This window comes from Pseudomonas sp. LY-1 (assembly GCF_053502595.1).
This window is the reverse complement of the sequence record NZ_CP094353.1, coordinates 5,780,918-5,800,010: the sequence shown is the minus strand read 5'-3', so window position 1 is coordinate 5,800,010 and position 19,093 is coordinate 5,780,918. Positions and strand designations below refer to the sequence as shown.

The following is a 19,093-nucleotide window of genomic DNA, read 5'->3' as shown; positions in this document are numbered from 1 at the left end:
GACTGGCGCTATCGCGAGCAAGCCCGCTCCCACATTTGGAATGCATTTCAACAGTGGGAGGGGGCTTGCCCGCGATGGCGGCATCAGCCTCATGCAAAACAAGAGGCTGCCTCAGTATATGGCGAATTTCCAACCCCGGCGAAAGCCCTCACAATCCCGCCATGCAGACATTCCTCGCGTTCTACCAAAACCTCGGCCCCGCCCTGACCCTGCTGGTGATCGGCACCTTCCTGCTGGCCGGCACCGTCAAAGGTGTGATCGGCCTGGGCCTGCCCACCGTCGCCATGGGCTTGCTCGGCCTGGCTATGTTGCCGGCGCAGGCTGCGGCGTTGCTGCTCATCCCTTCGACGGTGACCAACCTTTGGCAGCTGGCCTTCGGCGGCCACTTGAGCGTGTTGCTCAAGCGCTTGTGGCCGCTGTTGCTGCTGATTGTCCTCGGCACCGGGTTGGGCACGCTGTGGCTGGGAATGGGCAGTGGCGCCGGGGTGGTGCGCGCATTGGGCGCGGCCTTGCTGGTGTATGCGTTGAGTGGGCTGTTCCTGCCCGCATTCAAGGTGACGCCCGCGACCGAGCGTTGGTTGGCGCCGGTGTGTGGGCTGGTCACCGGCCTGATCACCTCGGCCACCGGCGTCTTCGTGATTCCGGCGGTGCCGTATCTGCAAGCGCTGGGGTTGAATCGCGATCAGTTGGTGCAGGCATTGGGGCTGTCGTTCAGCGTGTCGACACTGGCGCTGGCGGCCGGGTTGGCCTGGCGCGGCAGCCTCGGCGGCGGCGAGATCAATGCCTCGTTGTTGGCGCTGGCGCCGGCCTTGTTGGGCATGTGGCTGGGGCAGGCGTTGCGCCAACGGATCAGTGCCGTGTTGTTCAAACGGGTGTTTTTTATCGGCATGGCGCTGTTGGGCGCGCATCTGTTGATCAGTGGATAAAGGCAATAATAGAGTTTGATTCGTGATTTTTAGTCAAATGTATTTTGCCGCGCCAAGGCTTATTCCGCGCAAGGCACATCGATACCCTGCCTTCAGACATTTTTAATCTCAAGGCGCTCCCCCCATGAAAAAAGTCCTGCTGCTCAACGGCGGTAAAAAATTCGCCCACTCCGACGGTCGCTACAACACCACCCTGCATGACGCTGCCGTGGCTGTGCTCGACCGTGGCGGTATCGACGTCAAGGTCACGCATATTGATGAAGGCTACGATGTGGCCGAAGAAGTCGCCAAATTCCTCTGGGCCGACGTGATCATCTACCAGATGCCCGGCTGGTGGATGGGCGCGCCATGGATCGTGAAGAAGTACATCGACGAAGTCTTCACCGAAGGCCACGGCAGCCTCTACGCCAGCGATGGCCGTACCCGTTCCGACGCCTCGCAGAAATACGGCAGCGGCGGCCTGATCCACGGCAAGCAATACATGTTGTCGCTGACCTGGAACGCCCCGCAGCAAGCCTTCGACGACCCGAGCGATTTCTTTGAGGGCAAAGGCGTGGACGCGGTGTACTTCGCGTTTCACAAGGCCAATGAGTTCCTCGGCATGACGGCCTTGCCGACGTTCCTCTGCGTGGACGTCATGAAGCGCCCGGCCATCGACGCCGATGTGGCGCGCTACGAGCAGCATCTGGCGCAGGTGTTCGACCTCTCGGTGTAAGCTGCGCTGAACCGAGAAAGAGGACAGCCTGTGAAAGCCCGATCCGATGAGCTACAGATCTTCGTCAACGTGATTGAGTGCGGCTCGATTTCGGCAGCGGCGGAGCAGGTCGGGCAGACACCATCGGCGGTCAGCCGCACCTTGTCGCGCCTGGAAGCCAAGCTCGACACCACGCTGATCAACCGCACCACGCGGCGCATGGACCTGACCGAGGAGGGCAAGTACTTCTTCGAACAGGCCAAGGTGATCCTGGCGCAGATGGATGATCTGGAGGAGCGCTTGTCGTCGCGCCAGAAGAAACCGGCGGGGCGCTTGCGCATCAACGCCGCCGTGCCGTTCATGCTGCATGGGATCGTGCCGTACATCGCCGAGTTTCGCGGGCTGTACCCAGAGATCCAGCTGGAGTTGAACAGCGATGACTTGATCATCGACCTGTTGGAGCAGAGCACCGACATTGCGATTCGCATCGGCGCGCTGGCCGATTCCACCCTGCATGCGCGATCCCTGGGCTGCACCCCGCTGCATATCCTCGCCAGCCCCGCTTACCTCAAGCAGTACGGCACGCCGACCACGGTCGCCGAGTTGGCCGAGCACACCTTGCTCGGCTTCACCCAGACCGAGACGCTCAACCACTGGCCGTTGCGCCACGTGGCGGGCGACCGCTGGCTGATCGAGCCCGGCATTGCTGCGTCCAGCGGTGAAACCGTGCGCCAGCTGGCGCTCGAAGGGCAGGGCATTGGCTGCCTGTCGAACTTCATGACCAGCGACGACATCGACGCCGGGCGCCTGGTGCCGCTGCTGGAAGCCTTCAACAGCGGTTATCGCCAGCCGATCCACGCGGTGTTTTACCGCAACTCGCAACTGGCCTTGCGCATCCAATGCTTCCTGGACTTTATCCAGGCCAAGCTGGCGCGGTACGCCTGCTGATTCGTGACCTGCGCGCAAGATTGAATTGGGCAACACGGTCTTATTCGCCAGGGATGGGGGCTTGATACTGGGCCCATCACTTACTCAGTCAGGAGAGACCTCCATGAACGTATTCGTTACCGGCGCCGCCGGATTTATCGGCGGCTCCATCGCCACCGGCCTGGTCAAGGCCGGCCACCATGTGACGGGGCTGGTGCGCAGCGCCGAGCAAGCCGCCGAGATGACGGCCCTGGGCATCACCCCGGTCATCGGCACCCTGGATGACCGTGCGGTGTTGACCGAACAGGCCCGGCAGGCCGACGCGGTGATCAACGCCGCCAGCAGCGACCATCGCGCGGCGGTGGAAACGCTGTTGGCCGCCTTGAAAGGTTCGAACAAACCGTTCCTGCACACCAGCGGTTCGAGCATCGTCGGCGATGCATCGGGCGGCAAGGCCAGCGATATCATCTACTTCGAGGACCACCTGCCGGAACCGACCGTCGACAAGGCCGCACGTGTCGCCATCGACAACCTGATCCTGGCAGCCGCCCAAGACGGGGTGAACTCGGCGGTGATCTGCAACACCCTGATCTACGGCCACAGCCTGGGCGTGAAGCGCGACAGCGTGCAACTGCCGCGCTTGCTCAAGCAGGCGCGCAAGAGCGGGGTGGTGCGCCATGTCGGTACGGGGCAGAACATCTGGTCCAATGTGCATATCGAGGACGTGGTCGCGCTCTATCGGCTGGCGCTGGAGAAGAATGTGCCGGGCACGTTCTACTTCGTGGAAAGCGGTGAAGCGGCGTTCATCGACATGACCACCGCCATCGCCGAAGCCCTGAACCTGGGCAAGCCGCAGGACTGGCCGTTGGCCGACGCAGAAGCCGAATGGGGCTATGAAATGGCCAACTACGGCCTGGGTTCCAACAGCCGGGTGCGCGGCAAGCATGCCCGTGAATTGTTGGGGTGGGTGCCCAAGCGCACATCGGTGGTGGAGTGGATTCGCCGCGAAATGGTCTGATGTCGGCGTGAGACCGTGGTGTACCCTTCGCGGGCAAGCCCACTCCCACATTTGACGGTGTTCACACCTCGATAACGGGTGCACCGATCAAACCATGGGAGTGGGCTTGCCCGCGAACGGGGCATCCCGGTCAATCTGCCCTGACGCTTCACTGGCACCACCGACCGCATTTCCGTACCATTCCCCGCCTTATTCCCCGCAATGCCCGGTACCTCATGAACCTCACCCGTCTTCGCGCCGACGCCCTGGCCGGCCTCACCACGTCTTTTGCCTTGCTGCCCGAGTGCATCGCCTTTGCCCTGGTGGCGCATCTCAACCCGCTGATGGGGCTCTACGGCGCGTTCATCATCTGCACCCTCACGGCATTGTTCGGCGGGCGGCCGGGGATGGTCTCTGGCGCCGCAGGGTCGATGGCGGTGGTGATCGTCGCGCTGGTGGTGCAACACGGCGTGGAGTATTTGCTCGCGACGGTGCTGCTGGGCGGGCTGATCATGCTGGTCTTCGGCCTGCTGCGCCTGGGCAAGCTGGTGCGGATGGTGCCGCACCCGGTGATGCTGGGGTTCGTCAACGGCCTGGCGATCATCATTGCCCTGGCGCAGTTGGAGCATTTCAAGAGCGGTGATACCTGGCTCAGCGGCACGCCGCTGTATGTGATGAGCGGCCTGGTGCTGGTGACCATGGCCATCGTCTACCTGTTGCCGCGCCTGACCCGTGCTGTGCCGCCCGCTCTGGTGGCGATCCTCGGCGTGGGCCTGGCGGTGTACCTGCTGGGCTTGCCGACGCGCACGCTGGGCGACATGGCCCACATCGCCGGTGGCCTGCCGAGCTTCGCACTGCCGCAGATCCCCTGGAGCCTGGATACCCTCGGCATCATCGCGCCCTACGCGTTTCTGATGGCAATGGTCGGCCTGCTGGAAACCCTGTTGACCCTCAACCTCACCGACGAAATCACCGAGAGCCGCGGCTACCCCGACCGCGAAAGCATGGCCCTGGGCGCGGCGAATATGCTCTCGGGCCTGTTCGGCGGCATGGGCGGCTGCGCGATGATCGGGCAAACCGTGATCAACCTCAGCTCCGGCGGACGCGGGCGTTTGTCCGGGGTCTTGGCTGGGGTGATGATCCTGTTGTTCATTCTGTTTCTGTCACCGCTGATCGAGCGCATTCCGCTGGCGGCGCTGGTCGGGGTGATGTTCGTGGTGTCGCAGCAGACCTTCGCCTGGGCGTCGCTGCGGGTGATCAACAAGGTGCCGCTCAATGACGTGCTGGTGATCATCGCGGTGACCGTGATCACTGTGTTCACCGACCTGGCCACGGCGGTGCTCTGCGGGATCGTAATCGCAGCGCTGAACTTCGCCTGGCAACAGGCGCGTGAACTGTACGCCGATGAATATCTGGAAGCGGACGGCAGCAAACTCTACCGCGTGCATGGCACGTTGTTCTTTGCCTCGACCACGCCGTTTTTGAATCAATTCGACCCGGCCAACGACCCGGCCGCGGTGACGCTGGATTGCCGCCACCTGAGCGTTGTCGACTACTCCGCGATTGCCGCGCTGATGACCTTGCGCGAGCGTTACAGCAAGGCCGGCAAGCATCTGCGCGTGCTGCATTTGTCCGAGCGCTGCAAGAAGCTGCTCAAGCGCGCCAAGGTCCATCACGACTGACCGCAACCCCTGTAGGAGCGAGCTTGCTCGCGAAAAACCCGAGAGCGCCACGTCTATCCAGACAACACGCGTCATCGTTGACGATTTTCGCGAGCAAGCGCGCTCCTACGGGAGGGCGAGGGTTTCCATTCATTACGGCCCGACCAGGTCTTCCAGTTCCTGGGCGCGGGTCTGGGTCATGTCCAGCACACAGGCGGAGCCGTTGACCTGATCGATGCTGCCGCCGGTGGCACTGCCGGCAAAGGCGCAATTGGCATCGCGGTATTTGATCCACAGGCGCTGCACCTCCTGCAATTGCTGCTTGCGCGCGCCTTCCTGGGCGGCGAGGGCGGTCTGGTAGGCGGTGTTCAGGCGTTTGTCCTGCACCTTGGCCTGTTGGGTGTTGCACTTGACCATGTCGACGGTCGTGTTGGCGCTGTCCATGCATTTCTTCAGTGCGGCGTTGTCGGCGGCCGATGCGCTGCCGCACAGGGCGAGCAGCAGGGCGCAGGCGGTGAGAGAGGTGCGGGTCATGATCGAGTGTCCTGGATATTCGTGGGGGCGCATTTTAAGACTCAAGCGTGCGCGTTGAGTTTCCGGTCTTTTCTGAATTTGATGTAAGAACACCCCCCGAATTTTCATGCACGGCCGTTGGGCATGTCCCAACGCGACAGCGCTTATCTGTGGGCGAAAATTACTTTCATAAAAATTGAAAATGCTCCTCGGTAATGATTTATGAGTTTCACAACCAATTCGACGTGACCCTTTCCGAGGAGTACCGCATGGCCGCATCACCGGGCTTCGGGCTATTGGCATACGCCGCCATCGCCATCATTGCTTTGATCGTGCTGATTGCACGTTACCGACTCAACCCGTTTATCGTCATCACCCTGGTGTCCATCGGCCTGGCGCTGATGGCCGGGATGCCGGCGGACACCATCATGGGCTCCTACGAAGCGGGCGTCGGCAAAACCCTGGGGCATATCGCTCTGGTGGTTGCGCTGGGCACCATGCTCGGCAAGATGATGGCTGAATCCGGCGGCGCCGAGCAGGTGGCACGCACGTTGATCAACCGGTTCGGCGAGCGCAATGCCCATTGGGCGATGGTGTGCATTGCCTTTCTGGTGGGGCTGCCGCTGTTTTTCGAGGTCGGTTTTGTGTTGCTGGTGCCGATCGCCTTTACCGTGGCGCGGCGTGTGGGGGTGTCGATCCTGATGGTCGGCTTGCCGATGGTCGCCGGCCTGTCGGTGGTGCATGCGCTGGTGCCGCCGCACCCGGCGGCGATGATGGCGGTGCTGGCGTATAACGCCTCGGTCGGGCAGACCGTGCTCTATGCGATTTTGATCGGCATTCCCACGGCGATCATCGCCGGCCCGCTGTACGCCAAGTTCATCGTGCCGCGCATTCACCTGCCAGCGGAAAACCCGCTGGAGCGCCAGTTCATCGAGCGCGAGCCACGCAGCCGTTTGCCGAGTTTCGCCCTGACCATGGGCACCATTCTGTTGCCGGTGGTGCTGATGATGATCGGCGGCTGGGCCAATCTGATTTCCACGCCCGGCAGCGGTTTCAACCAGTTCCTGTTGTTTATCGGCAACTCGGTGATCGCGCTGCTGGTGGCGACCCTGGTGAGTTTCTGGACCCTCGGCCTGGCGCAGGGTTTCAACCGCGAGTCGATCCTCAAGTTCACCAACGAATGCCTGGCGCCGACCGCGAGTATCACCTTGCTGGTGGGCGCGGGCGGCGGGTTGAACCGGATTCTGGTGGACGCCGGCGTGACCAACGAAATCCTCGGCCTGGCCCACGCGTTCAACCTGTCGCCGCTGGTGATGGGCTGGTTGTTCGCCGCGTTGATGCGTATCGCCACCGGCTCGGCCACCGTGGCCATGACCACCGCTTCCGGGGTGGTTGCGCCGGTTGCGCTGGGCCTGGGTTATCCACACCCTGAATTGCTGGTGCTGGCGACCGGGGCGGGTTCGGTGATCTTTTCCCACGTCAACGACGGCGGCTTCTGGCTGATCAAGGAATACTTCAATATGACTGTGATCCAGACCTTCAAGACCTGGACCGTGTTGGAGACCCTGATTTCGCTGGTCGCCTTCGGTCTGACGTATGGTCTGTCCTGCGTCCTGTAACCCGGAGCCTCCATGGACATCCTCTACCAGATCCGCGCCCGCCAGGCGTCTTTCAGTGCCGGCGAAGGGCGTATCGCCAAGCTGATGCTCGATGACGTGGGCTTTGCCGCGTCGGCTAGCCTGGAGGCGTTGTCCCAACGCGCCGAGGTCAGCACCGCCACGTTGTCGCGGTTTGCGCGCAGCGTCGGGTGCCGGGATTTGCGCGACTTGCGCCTGCAACTGGCCCAGGCCAGTGGCGTGGGCAGCCGCTTCCTCGACCCGGCGGGCAAGCCTGAGCAGTCGGGGTTTCATCGGCAGATTCTCGGCGATATCGAAGCGACGTTGCGCCAGCACCTGTCGGGGTTCGATCAGGCCGGCTTCGTCGATGCGGTCAGCCTGCTGGGCAAGGCACGCATGATCCACGCGTTCGGCATGGGCGGCCCGTCGAGCCTGTGCAGCGAGGAGTTGCAAGTGCGTCTGGTGCGCCTGGGCTATCCGATTGCCGCCTGCCATGACCCGGTGATGATGCGCGTCACGGCGGCGACGCTGGGGCCCGAGCAGGCGCTGATCGTCTGTTCGCTCAGCGGCCTCACCCCGGAGTTGCTGGACGTGGTGGCCCTGGCGCGCAACTACGACACGCCCATCGTCGCCATCACCCTGGCCGGTTCACCCTTGGCCGGGCTGGCGGATGTGGTGCTGGCGCTGCAACCGGCCGAAACCAGCTTCATCTACAAACCCACGGCGGCGCGCTACGGCATGCTGCTGGCCATCGACCTGCTCGCCACTGAGCTGGCGCTGGCCATGCCGGACGACAACCAGGAACGCCTGCGCCGCATCAAGCTGGCCCTCGACGACTATCGCGGTGGGCCCGACAGCCTGCCGCTGGGAGACTGATATGCAGTACGACACGCTGATCCGCCAGGCGCTGGTCATGGATGGCCGCAACGCGCCGGGGTATGTCGCCGATGTGGGGCTGCGCGACGGGCGTATCGAGGCGATCGGCGACTTGTCGGCCGCGCTGGCCACGCACGTGATCGACGCCCGAGGCCGGGTGTTGGCGCCGGGGTTTATCGATGTACACACCCACGATGACACGGTGGTGATCCGTCAGCCGCAGATGCTGCCCAAGCTCAGCCAGGGGGTGACCACGGTGATTGTCGGCAACTGCGGTATCAGCGCCTCGCCGGTGAGTTTGCGCGCTGAGCCGCCGGACCCGATGAACCTGCTGGGCCCGCGTGAAGCGTTCACCTATCCGCGTTTTGCCGATTACCGCGCCGCCGTGGAACGCGCCCAGCCGGCGGTCAACGTCGCGGCGCTGATCGGCCACACGGCGCTGCGCAGCAACCATATGGACGACCTGCATCGCAGCGCCACTTTCGATGAAATCGCCGCGATGCGCGCGCAGTTGCGCGAGAGCCTGGAGGATGGCGCCCTTGGCTTATCCACCGGCCTGGCCTACGCCAGCGCGTTCAATGCCGAGACCGATGAAGTGCTGCAACTGAGCGAAGAACTGACGGCGTTCGGCGCGGTGTACACCACCCATCTGCGCAGTGAGTTCGAGCCGGTGCTGGCGGCCATGGACGAGGCGTTTCTGGTCGGTCGGCATGCTCAGGTGCCGGTGATCATTTCCCACCTCAAATGTGCCGGCGCGGGTAACTGGGGGCGTAGTCCGCAGCTGTTGGCGGCGCTGGAGCAGGCGGCGAAAACTCATCCGGTGGGGTGTGATTGTTATCCCTATGCGGCGAGTTCTTCGACCCTGGATCTCAAGCAAGTCACCGATGCGTTTCGCATCACCATCACCTGGTCGACAGCGCACCCGGAAATGGGCGGGCGCGACTTGCAGGCGATCGCCGCCGAGTGGGATGTTTCGCTGATGGACGCGGCCCGTCGGCTGCAACCGGCGGGGGCGGTGTATTACGGCATGGACGAAGCGGATGTGCGCCGTATCCTCGCGCATCCGCTGTCGATGGTTGGGTCGGATGGGTTGCCCGAAGATCCGTTCCCGCATCCGCGCTTGTGGGGCGCGTTTCCACGGGTGTTGGGCCACTTCAGTCGGGACGTCGGGCTGTTCCCGCTGCACACGGCGGTGCATAAGATGACCGGCTTGTCGGCGGCGCGGTTCGGCTTGTCGGAGCGGGGCGAAATCCGTGTAGGGCACTGGGCCGACTTGGTGCTGTTCGATCCGCTGCGCGTGCGCGATGTCGCGGATTTCAAGGCGCCGCAGCAGGCGGCAGAAGGGATTGATGGCGTGTGGGTCAACGGCGTGTTGAGCTACAGCGACGGGCAGCCGAATGGTCAGCGGCCGGGGCGGTTCCTGGCGCGCAGTGGGGATTTGCGGGGTGGGTTTTCGACTCTATAGTGGGCGCTCTTACACACGGAGCGGTTGCCATGCACTTAGGAAAAGTCACCCCCATCCTGCGGATTTTCGACGAGGCCAAGGCGTTGGAGTTTTATGTCGACTTCCTTGGGTTCAAGGTCGATTGGCAGCATCGCTTCGAGGCGAATTTTCCGTTGTACCTGCAGGTGTCGTTGGGTGAGTGCGTGCTGCATTTGTCCGAGCACCATGGCGATGCATCGCCGGGTGCGGCGGTGCGGATTCAGGCGCAGGGTGTAGACGCCTATCAGCAGCAATTGCAGGGCAAGGACTATCGTTTTGCCAAGCCAGGCGTTGAAGAAATGCCCTGGGGTTCGCGGGAGATGAGCATCCACGATCCGTTTGGCAATCGGCTGGTGTTTGTCGAGGAAGGCGAGGGCTGAGGGGTAAATCGCAGGCAATAAAAAACCGCCTTAGTAGGGCGGTTTTTTTGTGCAAACCCGGTTTGCGGCTGGGGTTGCGATCTCACAGGAAGCACTGACGTGTTGGCGATACTACTGCCGCTTCGGGGCTTTATGCAAGGCCTGACGATAGGTGGTCTTTCACTTGAGCCCCGCAAAAAACAGCAACAACTTTTAAGGGGAATTGGCCGTTGCTTGTCACACCTTGGCGTAGGGGACTGAGCTAGTATCGCCCTCGTTCTGCGTTCATCGTGAGGTAGGTTGGCTGGGTTCGCGCGCAAATTTTGGACCGACTGCCACGGGCTAGTAATCCGTGCCGGATTCATGCAAGAGGACCATAAACCCAGCCGCCTCACAGGAGCACTGACGTGCATCCAAAGGCTCACATGTTCCGGTAAGTGCGCTGGAGGTAAGGCCCAACTCATGGAGGGCCGAGTATGTCTAAGTTTGCACGACGTGCGTGGAACCTCGTCATGAATGCCTTGCGTGTTTATCACGTATGGACATTCCTGCGAGACAGCTTCGATGACCGCTAAGGTCTGAGAAGTGGAGCCGCCCCGGTGCAGACCGAGGCGGCTTTTTGGTTTTTACACCCGGAAGTGGCTGACCATCTGCTGCAACTGGCTGCCCAAGCGCGCCAGTTCCACACTCGACTTGGCCGTCTCGTCACTCGCGGTGGCGGTCTGTTCCGACACGTCACGCACGTTGATGATGCTGCGGCTGATTTCTTCGGCCACGGCGCTTTGCTCTTCGGCTGCCGCTGCGATCTGCTGGTTCATCGACTGGATGTTCGACACCGTGCGGGTGATGTTTTCCAGGGATACGCCGGCCTTGCGCGTCAGTTCGACGCTGCTGTCGGTGAGGCTGCGGCTGTTGTTCATCACCGCGGCCACCTGCTGGGTGCCGTTCTGCAAGCCGGCCACCAGGCCTTCGATTTCCTCGGTGGATTTCTGCGTGCGCTGGGCCAGGCCACGCACTTCGTCGGCGACGACGGCAAAGCCGCGACCGGCTTCACCGGCACGCGCTGCTTCAATCGCGGCGTTGAGCGCGAGCAGGTTGGTCTGCTCGGCCACGGCCTTGATCACGTCCATCACGCTGCCGATTTTGTTGCTCTCTTGTTGCAGATGGCTCATGGCGTCGGTGGAGCGCGCCACTTCGGCGGCCAGGCGTTCGATCTGGGCGATGGCTTCGGCCACTACCTTGTCGCCTGCACGGGCTTGGCCATCGGCATCGGCAGCGGCCTGGGAGGCTTGCTCGGCGTTGCGTGCGACTTCCTGCACGGTGGCGGTCATTTCGTGCATGGCGGTGGCGACTTGATCGGTTTCGATCTTCTGGCTGTTCACACCGGCACTGGTCTGTTCGGTCACGGCCGACAACTCTTCGGCGGCGCTGGCGATCTGGGTCACGCCGTCACGAATGCCGCTGATCAACTCGCGCAGGGTCGTGCCCATGCGCTGGATGCCTTGTTGCAGTACGCCCAGTTCATCGCGGCGGGTGACCTGGATATTGTGGCTCAGGTCGCCGGAGGCAATGCGTTCGACCACGGCCAGGGTTTCCTGGATCGGGCGTGTGATCTGGCGGGTGATCACCAGTGCCGCGACGATGCCGACCAGTAACGCGAGCAGCGTGCTGATCAATTGCAGGCTGCGGGCTTGGGCGCTTTCGGCGTCGCGGCGGGTGAGCTGGATGTCGTAGAGCTTGTCGCTGATGGTGACGATATCCGCCCCTTGGGTGGTCATTTCGGCGCGCGCGGCGACGATATTGGCGTTAGCCGCCTTGTAGTTCTGCACCGCACTGCGATAGGCGCCGAGCGCGCTTTCCAGGGCGCTGAGCGCGACCTGTTGGCTGCCGCCGAACGCCGCGCCGAGGCCTTTCAAGCCGTTGATGGCTTTTTCGATCTGGGCGGCGGCGCGGGCTTCGGTGTCGGCGTTGACGTTGCCGGTGTAGCCGCGCACTTCGTAGCGGGCCAACTGGAACTCTTGTTTGGCATGAGTCACGGCCTGGTACTGGGTGAAGCGCTCGGGGTTGTCGGGCGTCTGCTGCACACTGCTGTCCAGTGCGTCGATCTGGGCGTTGGCGATGTCGGCCTTATCGCCCATGACCTGGCGCGCAGCATTGCCGGCACGGTAGGCCTCACGCATTTTGTTCAGCGATTGCTGATACGCCGTGATGACGGTTTTCTGCTCGTTGAGCAGCTTGACGTTGTCCGGGCTCTTGAAGCTGTCCAGGAGTTTTTGCTGCTGGGCGACGAAGGCATCCAGGCTGGTTTGTACGTTCTGCGCCACGCTTTCATCGCCGTTGGCCAGCATGTATTGCAGGCGCACGATGCGCAGCTTGGTCAGGGAGGCGTTGAGCTGGGTGATGTCGCTCATCCAGTTGCTACGGTCGATCAGGCCGCCGAGGCTGGTCCAGCCGGTCAGCGCCAGGATCGAGGTGAGGACAAGCACCAGGCCGAAGCCCAGGCCCAGTTTGAGGTTGACGCTGATGTTACCGAACCAGCTGTTCATCGAGTGCTCCGCAAAAATGATGTTTGTCTGCTGGACGGTGTTGTTGTTTGAGCCAGCCAAGGTGTTTAGGCCATATCGGCGGGCACAGGGGAAACTGAAACGATTAATTAGCCTGCGCGATGCACGGAGCCCTGCATCACCGACTACCGGCGCCAGGCAGGCATGACGTGGGCGGCGCTCATCCCGCACGCGCATTCTGTGCTAGTCTGCTGGCCCTTTTAGTTCTGGGCGGTGCGGGAAAACCGTGTTTTCAGCGCTGCCCTACAGCGGAGCCTCTTCATGTCCGAAGTTAATCTGTCCACCGACGAAACCCGCGTCAGCTACGGTATCGGCCGTCAGTTGGGCGACCAACTGCGCGACAACCCGCCACCGGGCGTGAGCCTGGACGCAATCCTGGCAGGCCTGACCGACGCGTTCGCCGGCAAGCCAAGCCGTGTTGATCAAGAGCAAATGGCCGCGAGCTTCAAGGTCATCCGCGAAATCATGCAAGCCGAAGCGGCTGCCAAGGCGGAAGCGGCTGCTGGCGAGGGCCTGGCGTTCCTGGCGGAAAACGCCAAGCGTGACGGCATCACCACTCTGGCTTCCGGCCTGCAATTCGAAGTGCTGACTGCCGGTGAAGGCGCCAAGCCGACCCGTGAAGACCAAGTGCGTACTCACTACCACGGCACCCTGATCGACGGCACGGTGTTCGACAGCTCCTACGAGCGCGGCCAGCCTGCAGAATTCCCGGTTGGCGGCGTGATCGCCGGCTGGACCGAAGCCCTGCAACTGATGAATGCCGGCAGCAAATGGCGCCTGTTCGTGCCGAGCGAACTGGCTTACGGCGCTCAAGGCGTTGGCAGCATTCCGCCGCACAGCGTTCTGGTATTCGACGTCGAGCTGCTCGACGTTCTGTAAGACCTGCTTTTGATTACCTGTAGGAACGAGCTTGCTCGCGACAAACGTCAACGATGGCGCGAGCATCCTGGATGAACGCGTTGCTTGTGCGTTCTTCGCGAGCAAGCTCGCTCCTACAGGGGTTTGCGCGGTCGCTCATGGGTGAAACTTGCCATTGAGTTCCGTCGCCGGGCGCAATGCTCGGGCGTAGCAGAACAGAAACAGGTTGCGCACCACTTCCTTCAGTACACCGGGTTCACTGGAACTCAGGCCATTCACGTCCAGGTCGCCCTGGTCCTGCAGTTCGTTCAGCGCTTCTTCCTCCAGCACCGCACAGACTTCCCCGGTTTCCCGATGGAGGATGCGCAGGTAAGGGTGTGGGCGGTCCAGCCAGGCATCTATCAAATAAGTCATGTCGTTCTCCTTGATGGGTTTCAATGAGAATAATTCTTATTCGTAGAATAGCAAGTGCCTATTGGCGGTTTGCGGATTTTTCTGCGTGGGTCGTGCGAGGGATCAACAGCCAGGGCGAAACGCCATCCCGCGGCGGGCGCGGGATGGAAGCAGCAGGATCAGACCTTGCGGACGAACTCGGACTTGAGTTTCATCGGGCCGATACCGTCGATCTTGCAGTCGATATCGTGGTCGCCGTCGCACAGGCGGATGTTCTTGACCTTGGTGCCGACCTTGACCACCAGGGAGGTGCCCTTGACCTTGAGGTCTTTGATCACGGTGATGGTGTCGCCGTCCTGCAGGACGTTGCCTACAGAGTCTTTCTTCACGGTTTCATCGCTGGCCACTTCGGCCTCGCCAGTGGCGGACCACTCATGGGCGCATTCCGGGCAGATCAGTTGGGCGCCGTCTTCGTAGGTGAATTCGGAATTGCATTTCGGGCAGGGTGGCAACGTGCTCACTAAAGCTCCTTAAAGGTCAGGATGGCTAAAGTCGCACATTATATAGGGAATTGTAGGAAGACAGGGCGCGGTCTTGGATTGGTAATACAAACTAAATGTGGGAGGGGGCTTGCCCCCGATGGCGGTATTTCAGTCTAAGCATAAGTTGACTGATCCACCGCTATCGGGGGCAAGCCCCCTCCCACATTTGGTATTTCTAGTGCGTGCGCGCGACCGCGAACTCGCTCAGCTCGACCAGGGCGTCCCGGTATTCGCTGGCGGGGAGGGCGTCCAGGCACTTGATCGCACGGGCCACGTAGTCACGCGCCAAGTGGGCGGTGTAGTCCAGGGCGCCGGAGGCTTCCACGGCGGCGCGGATGCTTTCCAGGTCTTCGATCCCGCCTTTCTGGATCGCCTTGCGTACCAGGGCCGCCTGTTCCGGCGTGCCTTCGCGCATGGTGTAGATCAGCGGCAAGGTCGGCTTGCCCTCGGCCAGGTCGTCGCCGACGTTCTTGCCCAGGGTCTCGGCGTCGCCACGGTAGTCGAGCAGGTCGTCCACCAGTTGGAACGCCACGCCCAGGTGGTCGCCGAAGGTGCGCAGGGCTTCGGCCTGCTCGGCCGTGGCTTGGCACAGGGCGGCGGCGCTGTGGGTCGAGGCTTCGAAGAGCATCGCGGTTTTGCCGCGAATCACTTCCATGTAGGTTTCTTCGGTGGTGCTGGCGTCACGCACCTTCGACAACTGCAACACTTCGCCTTCGGCGATGATGCGCGTGGCCTGTGAAAGAATCTTCATCACCGGCATCGAGCCCAGTTCGACCATCATTTCGAACGAGCGCGAGTACAGGAAGTCGCCGACCAGCACGCTCGGGGCGTTGCCCCACATCGCGTTGGCGGTCTCGCGACCACGGCGCATGCCGGACATGTCGACCACGTCGTCATGCAGCAGGGTCGCGGTGTGCAGGAACTCGATGGTGGCAGCTAGCAGGCGCAGGTCATCGCCTTCGCGGCCCAGGGCCTTGCCGCACAGCAACACTAATAAAGGACGCAGGCGTTTACCGCCCGCCGACGTAATGTAGTCGCCAATTTTGGAGACCAGCGGCACTTTAGACGTCAGCTGCTGCTTGATGATGCCGTCGACGGCGCTAAAATCGTCCGCGACCGCGCGGTAGAAAGCTTGGGGTTGCATCAGCGACAGTCGCTCCAGAAGGGTTGCGCGGCATGCTAGGACCCTGACCCCGCAGTGTCAAGGCGCGATAGACGGCCTCTTGCAACGTATCCGCGCCTTGCGTACAATCGCGCACCCTGAACTTCCTGGGCAGCACCTGCCTTACGCAATTGCATTCGGGACGTCCATCCCATGCAGCCATGCCAGCCAATACCTCTTCTTATAAAGCGCTGGGTGAGCAGGATTATCGGAGAAATACCATGTCGTACGCAGTAATTGTTACTGGTGGCAAGCAATACAAGGTCGCCCCAGGTGAATACCTGAAGATCGAAAAACTGGAACTCGCTACCGGCGACTCCGTGACTTTTGATCGCGTTCTGTTGGTCGCCAATGGCGATGACGTGAACATTGGCGCTCCAGTTGTTGCTGGCGCTACCGTTGTGGCTGAAGTGATCTCCCAAGGTCGTCACGATAAAGTCCGCATCATCAAGTTCCGTCGTCGTAAGCACCACATGAAGCGTATGGGCCACCGCCAGTGGTACACCGAGATCAAAATCACCGGTATTCAGGCTTAATTTCAGCCTAATTCCTCACTAGGAGAATTGACTCATGGCACACAAAAAAGCTGGTGGTAGTACCCGTAACGGTCGCGACTCAGAAGCCAAACGCCTTGGCGTGAAGATGTATGGCGGCCAGGTTATCATTCCGGGCAACATCATCGTGCGTCAGCGCGGCACCCAATTCCACGCCGGTTACGGTGTTGGCATGGGTAAAGATCACACTCTGTTCGCTAAAATCGACGGCGTGATCAAGTTCGAAGTAAAAGGCGCCTTCGGTCGCCGTTACGTGAGCATCGTCCCGAAGACTGACGTCGTCGCGGCATAATTACGTAGTTGCTGGAAAAGCCCTGTCTCGCGACGGGGCTTTTTCGTTTGTGGAGTGAGTCTCTTGCAAAGCTGTTTGTAATGAGCTCAAGCGCTGGATTTGCGGTCGTTGATTGAGGTCGCTGCGCTCATTTTTGCAAGAGTCTTATGTCTTGGTTTCTTAAGCTCGTCCGTGCGGCGAGAGGCGTTTTGTTATGAAGTTCGTTGATGAAGTTTCCATCCGAGTAAAAGCAGGCGACGGCGGTAACGGTTGCATGAGTTTCCGTCGCGAAAAATTCATCGAAAACGGTGGCCCCAACGGCGGTGACGGCGGTGACGGCGGTTCCATCTACATGATGGCCGACGAAAACCTCAACACCCTGGTGGACTACCGTTACACCCGGCACTTCGATGCCGAGCGTGGTTCCAACGGCGGCAGCACCGATTGCACCGGTAAAAAAGGTGAAGACATGGTGCTGCGCGTACCGGTCGGCACCACGATCATCGACTCCGCGACCCAGGAAGTGATCGGCGACCTGACCAAGGCCGGCCAGAAGCTGATGGTTGTGCAGGGCGGCTGGCACGGTCTGGGTAACACCCGTTTCAAGTCCAGTACCAACCGTGCGCCACGCCAGACCACGCCAGGCAAGCCGGGCGAGCAGCGTGACCTCAAGCTGGAAATGAAAGTACTGGCCGACGTGGGCCTGTTGGGCCTGCCGAACGCCGGCAAAAGTACCTTCATCCGCTCGGTCTCGGCCGCCAAGCCAAAAGTCGCCGACTACCCGTTCACCACCCTGGTGCCAAACCTGGGCGTGGTCAGCGTCGACCGTTGGAAAAGCTTCGTGATCGCCGACATTCCCGGCCTGATCGAAGGGGCTTCCGAAGGCGCCGGCCTGGGTATCCGTTTCCTCAAGCACTTGTCGCGTACCCGTTTGCTGCTGCACCTCGTCGACATGGCGCCGCTGGATGACACCAGCGCACCGGACGCCGCCGAAGTGATCGTCAACGAACTGACCAAGTTCAGCCCGTCCCTGGCTGAGCGTGATCGCTGGCTGGTGCTGAACAAGTGCGACCAGATCCTCGAGGAAGAGCACGAGGAGCGCGTCAAGGAAATCGTCGATCGCCTGGAGTGGACCGGTCCGGTCTACGTGATCTCGGCTATCGCCAAAGAAGGCACCGAGCGCCTGACCCGCGACATCATGCGTTACCTGGAAGACCGCGCCGACCGCCTGGCGGCCGACCCGGTGTTCAAGGCCGAACTCGCCGAGCTCGACCAGCGCATCGAAGACGAAGCCCGCGCCCAGCTGCAAGCCCTGGACGACCAGCGTGCCTTGCGCCGCAGCGGCGTGAAGTCGGTCCATGACATCGGCGACGATGATTGGGACGAAGAAGACGTGGATGATGAAGACGGTCCGGAAATCATTTACGTGCGCGACTGATTCGTTGCAGTAAACTTAAGCGCCGCTCACTCGAGCGGCGTTTTGGTATCTGGGGATACCTGCAGTCACGAATGTAGTCACGAATAACGTTATGGGCGGCGCTGGGTCGCGTCCCGCCCTCTAACTAAGGTTGAAGATGATGCGGAGCAAAGTGACAGGTGCGCAGCGCTGGGTCGTAAAGATCGGAAGTGCGTTGCTGACGGCGGATGGCAAAGGGCTGGATCGCGCAGCCATGAGCGTGTGGGTCGAGCAGATGGTGGCCTTGCATGAGGCCGGCGTCGAGTTGGTGCTGGTCTCGTCCGGAGCGGTTGCCGCCGGGATGAGCCGCCTCGGCTGGACCGCGCGACCCAGCGCGATGCACGAACTGCAAGCCGCTGCCGCCATCGGTCAGATGGGCCTGGTGCAAGCCTGGGAATCCAGCTTCGCCGAGCACGGCCTTCACACCGCGCAGATCCTGCTGACCCACGACGACCTGTCCGACCGCAAGCGCTACCTCAACGCCCGCAGTACGTTGCGCGCGCTGGTGGAGCTCAAGGCGATCCCGGTGATCAACGAAAACGACACGGTGGTCACTGACGAAATCCGTTTCGGCGACAACGACACCCTGGCCGCTCTAGTGGCCAACCTGGTGGAAGCCGACCTGTTGGTGATCCTCACCGACCGTGACGGCATGTTCGACGCCGACCCGCGCACCAACCCCGACGCCAAATTGATCTACGAAGCCCGCGCCGATGACCCCGCGCTGGACGCCGTTGCCGGCAGCGTCGGCGGCGCGCTGGGCCGTGGCGGCATGCAGACCAAGCTGCGTGCGGCGCGCCTGGCGGCGCGTTCGGGTGCCCACACGATCATCGTCGGCGGGCGCCTGGAGCGCGTGCTCGACCGCCTCAAGGCCGGTGAGCGCATCGGTACGCTGCTGTCGCCGGAACGCGGCATGCTGGCCGCGCGCAAGCAGTGGCTGGCCGGGCATTTGCAGACCCGCGGCACCCTGGTACTCGACGATGGCGCCGTGACGGCGTTGTCCCTGGGTCACAAGAGCCTGCTGCCGGTGGGCGTCAAGTTGGTGCAGGGCAGCTTCCGCCGTGGCGAGATGGTGGTGTGCGTGGCGCCGGACGGTCGTGAGATCGCCCGCGGCCTGGCCAACTATAGCGCGCTGGAAGCGCAGAAAATCATCGGGCAGTCGTCTGAGGCGATTGTCGGTCTGTTGGGTTACATGGCGGAACCGGAACTGGTCCACCGCGACAACCTGATTCTGGTTTAAA

General features: G+C 62.0%; 18 protein-coding genes and 3 pseudogenes. 14 read left to right on the top strand and 7 right to left on the bottom strand.

The genetic code is table 11. From position 1 onward, the window contains the following. The first annotated feature begins 161 nt into the window (after positions 1-161). The 5 genes from MOQ67_RS26640 (at position 162) to MOQ67_RS26620 (ending at position 5,226) form a co-directional block, all read left to right on the top strand. Positions 162-926 (top strand): sulfite exporter TauE/SafE family protein, encoded by a 765-nt coding sequence (locus tag MOQ67_RS26640; protein ID WP_198717248.1) that lies wholly within the window; start codon positions 162-164, stop codon positions 924-926. 124 nt (positions 927-1,050) lie between these two features. Continuing rightward, positions 1,051-1,641: an NAD(P)H-dependent oxidoreductase gene (locus tag MOQ67_RS26635; RefSeq protein ID WP_017847735.1), complete on the top strand. Its 591-nt coding sequence runs from the start codon at positions 1,051-1,053 to the stop codon at positions 1,639-1,641. 30 nt (positions 1,642-1,671) lie between these two features. Next, positions 1,672-2,568, top strand: coding sequence for a LysR family transcriptional regulator (locus MOQ67_RS26630; RefSeq protein WP_017847736.1), 897 nt, complete (start codon positions 1,672-1,674; stop codon positions 2,566-2,568). A gap of 103 nt (positions 2,569-2,671) precedes the next feature. Beyond that, on the top strand, positions 2,672-3,565 hold the full coding sequence (locus tag MOQ67_RS26625; protein ID WP_198717247.1) for an NAD-dependent epimerase/dehydratase family protein: 894 nt from the start codon (positions 2,672-2,674) through the stop codon (positions 3,563-3,565). 215 nt (positions 3,566-3,780) lie between these two features. Beyond that, the gene (locus MOQ67_RS26620; protein ID WP_079444687.1) at positions 3,781-5,226 is read left to right on the top strand and encodes a SulP family inorganic anion transporter; all 1,446 of its coding nucleotides are present in this window, start codon (positions 3,781-3,783) and stop codon (positions 5,224-5,226) included. A gap of 132 nt (positions 5,227-5,358) precedes the next feature. Here MOQ67_RS26620 and MOQ67_RS26615 read toward each other — a convergent pair whose 3' ends face one another. Further along, on the bottom strand, positions 5,359-5,739 hold the full coding sequence (locus tag MOQ67_RS26615; RefSeq protein ID WP_198717246.1) for a lysozyme inhibitor LprI family protein: 381 nt from the start codon (positions 5,737-5,739) through the stop codon (positions 5,359-5,361). 248 nt (positions 5,740-5,987) lie between these two features. On the opposite strand from MOQ67_RS26615, the gene MOQ67_RS26610 reads away from it, so the two are divergent. The 4 genes from MOQ67_RS26610 to MOQ67_RS26595 are packed head-to-tail and all read left to right on the top strand — an operon-like array spanning position 5,988 to position 10,073. Next, positions 5,988-7,337 carry a GntT/GntP/DsdX family permease gene (locus MOQ67_RS26610; protein WP_198718519.1) on the top strand — a complete coding sequence of 450 codons (1,350 nt, stop codon included), beginning with the start codon at positions 5,988-5,990 and terminating at the stop codon, positions 7,335-7,337. A 12-nt stretch (positions 7,338-7,349) separates the two neighbouring features. Next, positions 7,350-8,210 (top strand): MurR/RpiR family transcriptional regulator, encoded by an 861-nt coding sequence (locus MOQ67_RS26605; RefSeq protein WP_017847741.1) that lies wholly within the window; start codon positions 7,350-7,352, stop codon positions 8,208-8,210. 1 nt (position 8,211) lies between these two features. Continuing rightward, complete coding sequence (locus MOQ67_RS26600) at positions 8,212-9,675, top strand: N-acyl-D-amino-acid deacylase family protein (protein WP_198718520.1); 1,464 nt, start codon at positions 8,212-8,214, stop codon at positions 9,673-9,675. Between the two features lie 29 nt (positions 9,676-9,704). Beyond that, positions 9,705-10,073, top strand: a complete 369-nt coding sequence (locus MOQ67_RS26595) for a glyoxalase superfamily protein (RefSeq protein WP_017847743.1) — start codon at positions 9,705-9,707, stop codon at positions 10,071-10,073. 605 nt (positions 10,074-10,678) lie between these two features. Here MOQ67_RS26595 and MOQ67_RS26590 read toward each other — a convergent pair. The 3 pseudogenes from MOQ67_RS26590 to MOQ67_RS26580 all read right to left on the bottom strand — a co-directional run. After that, positions 10,679-11,275 (bottom strand): annotated as a pseudogene (locus tag MOQ67_RS26590) (methyl-accepting chemotaxis protein); the annotation flags it as partial. Positions 11,276-11,533: 258 nt separating this feature from the next. Further along, a pseudogene (locus MOQ67_RS26585) lies at positions 11,534-11,680 on the bottom strand (HAMP domain-containing protein); the annotation flags it as partial. Between the two features lie 120 nt (positions 11,681-11,800). Beyond that, a pseudogene (locus tag MOQ67_RS26580) lies at positions 11,801-12,598 on the bottom strand (methyl-accepting chemotaxis protein); the annotation flags it as partial. A gap of 279 nt (positions 12,599-12,877) precedes the next feature. Between MOQ67_RS26580 and MOQ67_RS26575 the strand changes: the two are divergent. Continuing rightward, positions 12,878-13,495, top strand: a complete 618-nt coding sequence (locus MOQ67_RS26575; RefSeq protein WP_017847745.1) for an FKBP-type peptidyl-prolyl cis-trans isomerase — start codon at positions 12,878-12,880, stop codon at positions 13,493-13,495. Positions 13,496-13,630: 135 nt separating this feature from the next. Here the strand turns inward: MOQ67_RS26575 and MOQ67_RS26570 are convergent, their stop codons facing one another. From MOQ67_RS26570 to MOQ67_RS26560, 3 genes are all read right to left on the bottom strand, one after another. Beyond that, a complete protein-coding gene (locus MOQ67_RS26570) occupies positions 13,631-13,888 on the bottom strand; it encodes a PA4570 family protein (protein ID WP_003194088.1) in 258 nt (85 codons plus the stop codon). A 158-nt stretch (positions 13,889-14,046) separates the two neighbouring features. Continuing rightward, a complete protein-coding gene (locus MOQ67_RS26565; RefSeq protein ID WP_017847746.1) occupies positions 14,047-14,388 on the bottom strand; it encodes a zinc ribbon domain-containing protein YjdM in 342 nt (113 codons plus the stop codon). A 196-nt stretch (positions 14,389-14,584) separates the two neighbouring features. Then, entirely contained in the window at positions 14,585-15,553 is a 969-nt protein-coding gene (locus MOQ67_RS26560; RefSeq protein ID WP_017847747.1) for a polyprenyl synthetase family protein, read from the bottom strand. A gap of 239 nt (positions 15,554-15,792) precedes the next feature. Between MOQ67_RS26560 and rplU the strand changes: the two genes are divergently transcribed. From rplU to proB, 4 genes are all read left to right on the top strand, one after another. Further along, the gene (gene rplU, locus MOQ67_RS26555; RefSeq protein WP_017847748.1) at positions 15,793-16,107 is read left to right on the top strand and encodes a 50S ribosomal protein L21; all 315 of its coding nucleotides are present in this window, start codon (positions 15,793-15,795) and stop codon (positions 16,105-16,107) included. A 34-nt stretch (positions 16,108-16,141) separates the two neighbouring features. Continuing rightward, the gene (rpmA, locus tag MOQ67_RS26550; protein WP_007901871.1) at positions 16,142-16,417 is read left to right on the top strand and encodes a 50S ribosomal protein L27; all 276 of its coding nucleotides are present in this window, start codon (positions 16,142-16,144) and stop codon (positions 16,415-16,417) included. 193 nt (positions 16,418-16,610) lie between these two features. Then, positions 16,611-17,834 carry an Obg family GTPase CgtA gene (gene cgtA / locus MOQ67_RS26545; protein ID WP_017847749.1) on the top strand — a complete coding sequence of 408 codons (1,224 nt, stop codon included), beginning with the start codon at positions 16,611-16,613 and terminating at the stop codon, positions 17,832-17,834. Between the two features lie 139 nt (positions 17,835-17,973). Beyond that, entirely contained in the window at positions 17,974-19,092 is a 1,119-nt protein-coding gene (proB, locus tag MOQ67_RS26540; protein ID WP_017847750.1) for a glutamate 5-kinase, read from the top strand. Position 19,093 lies beyond the last annotated feature (1 nt).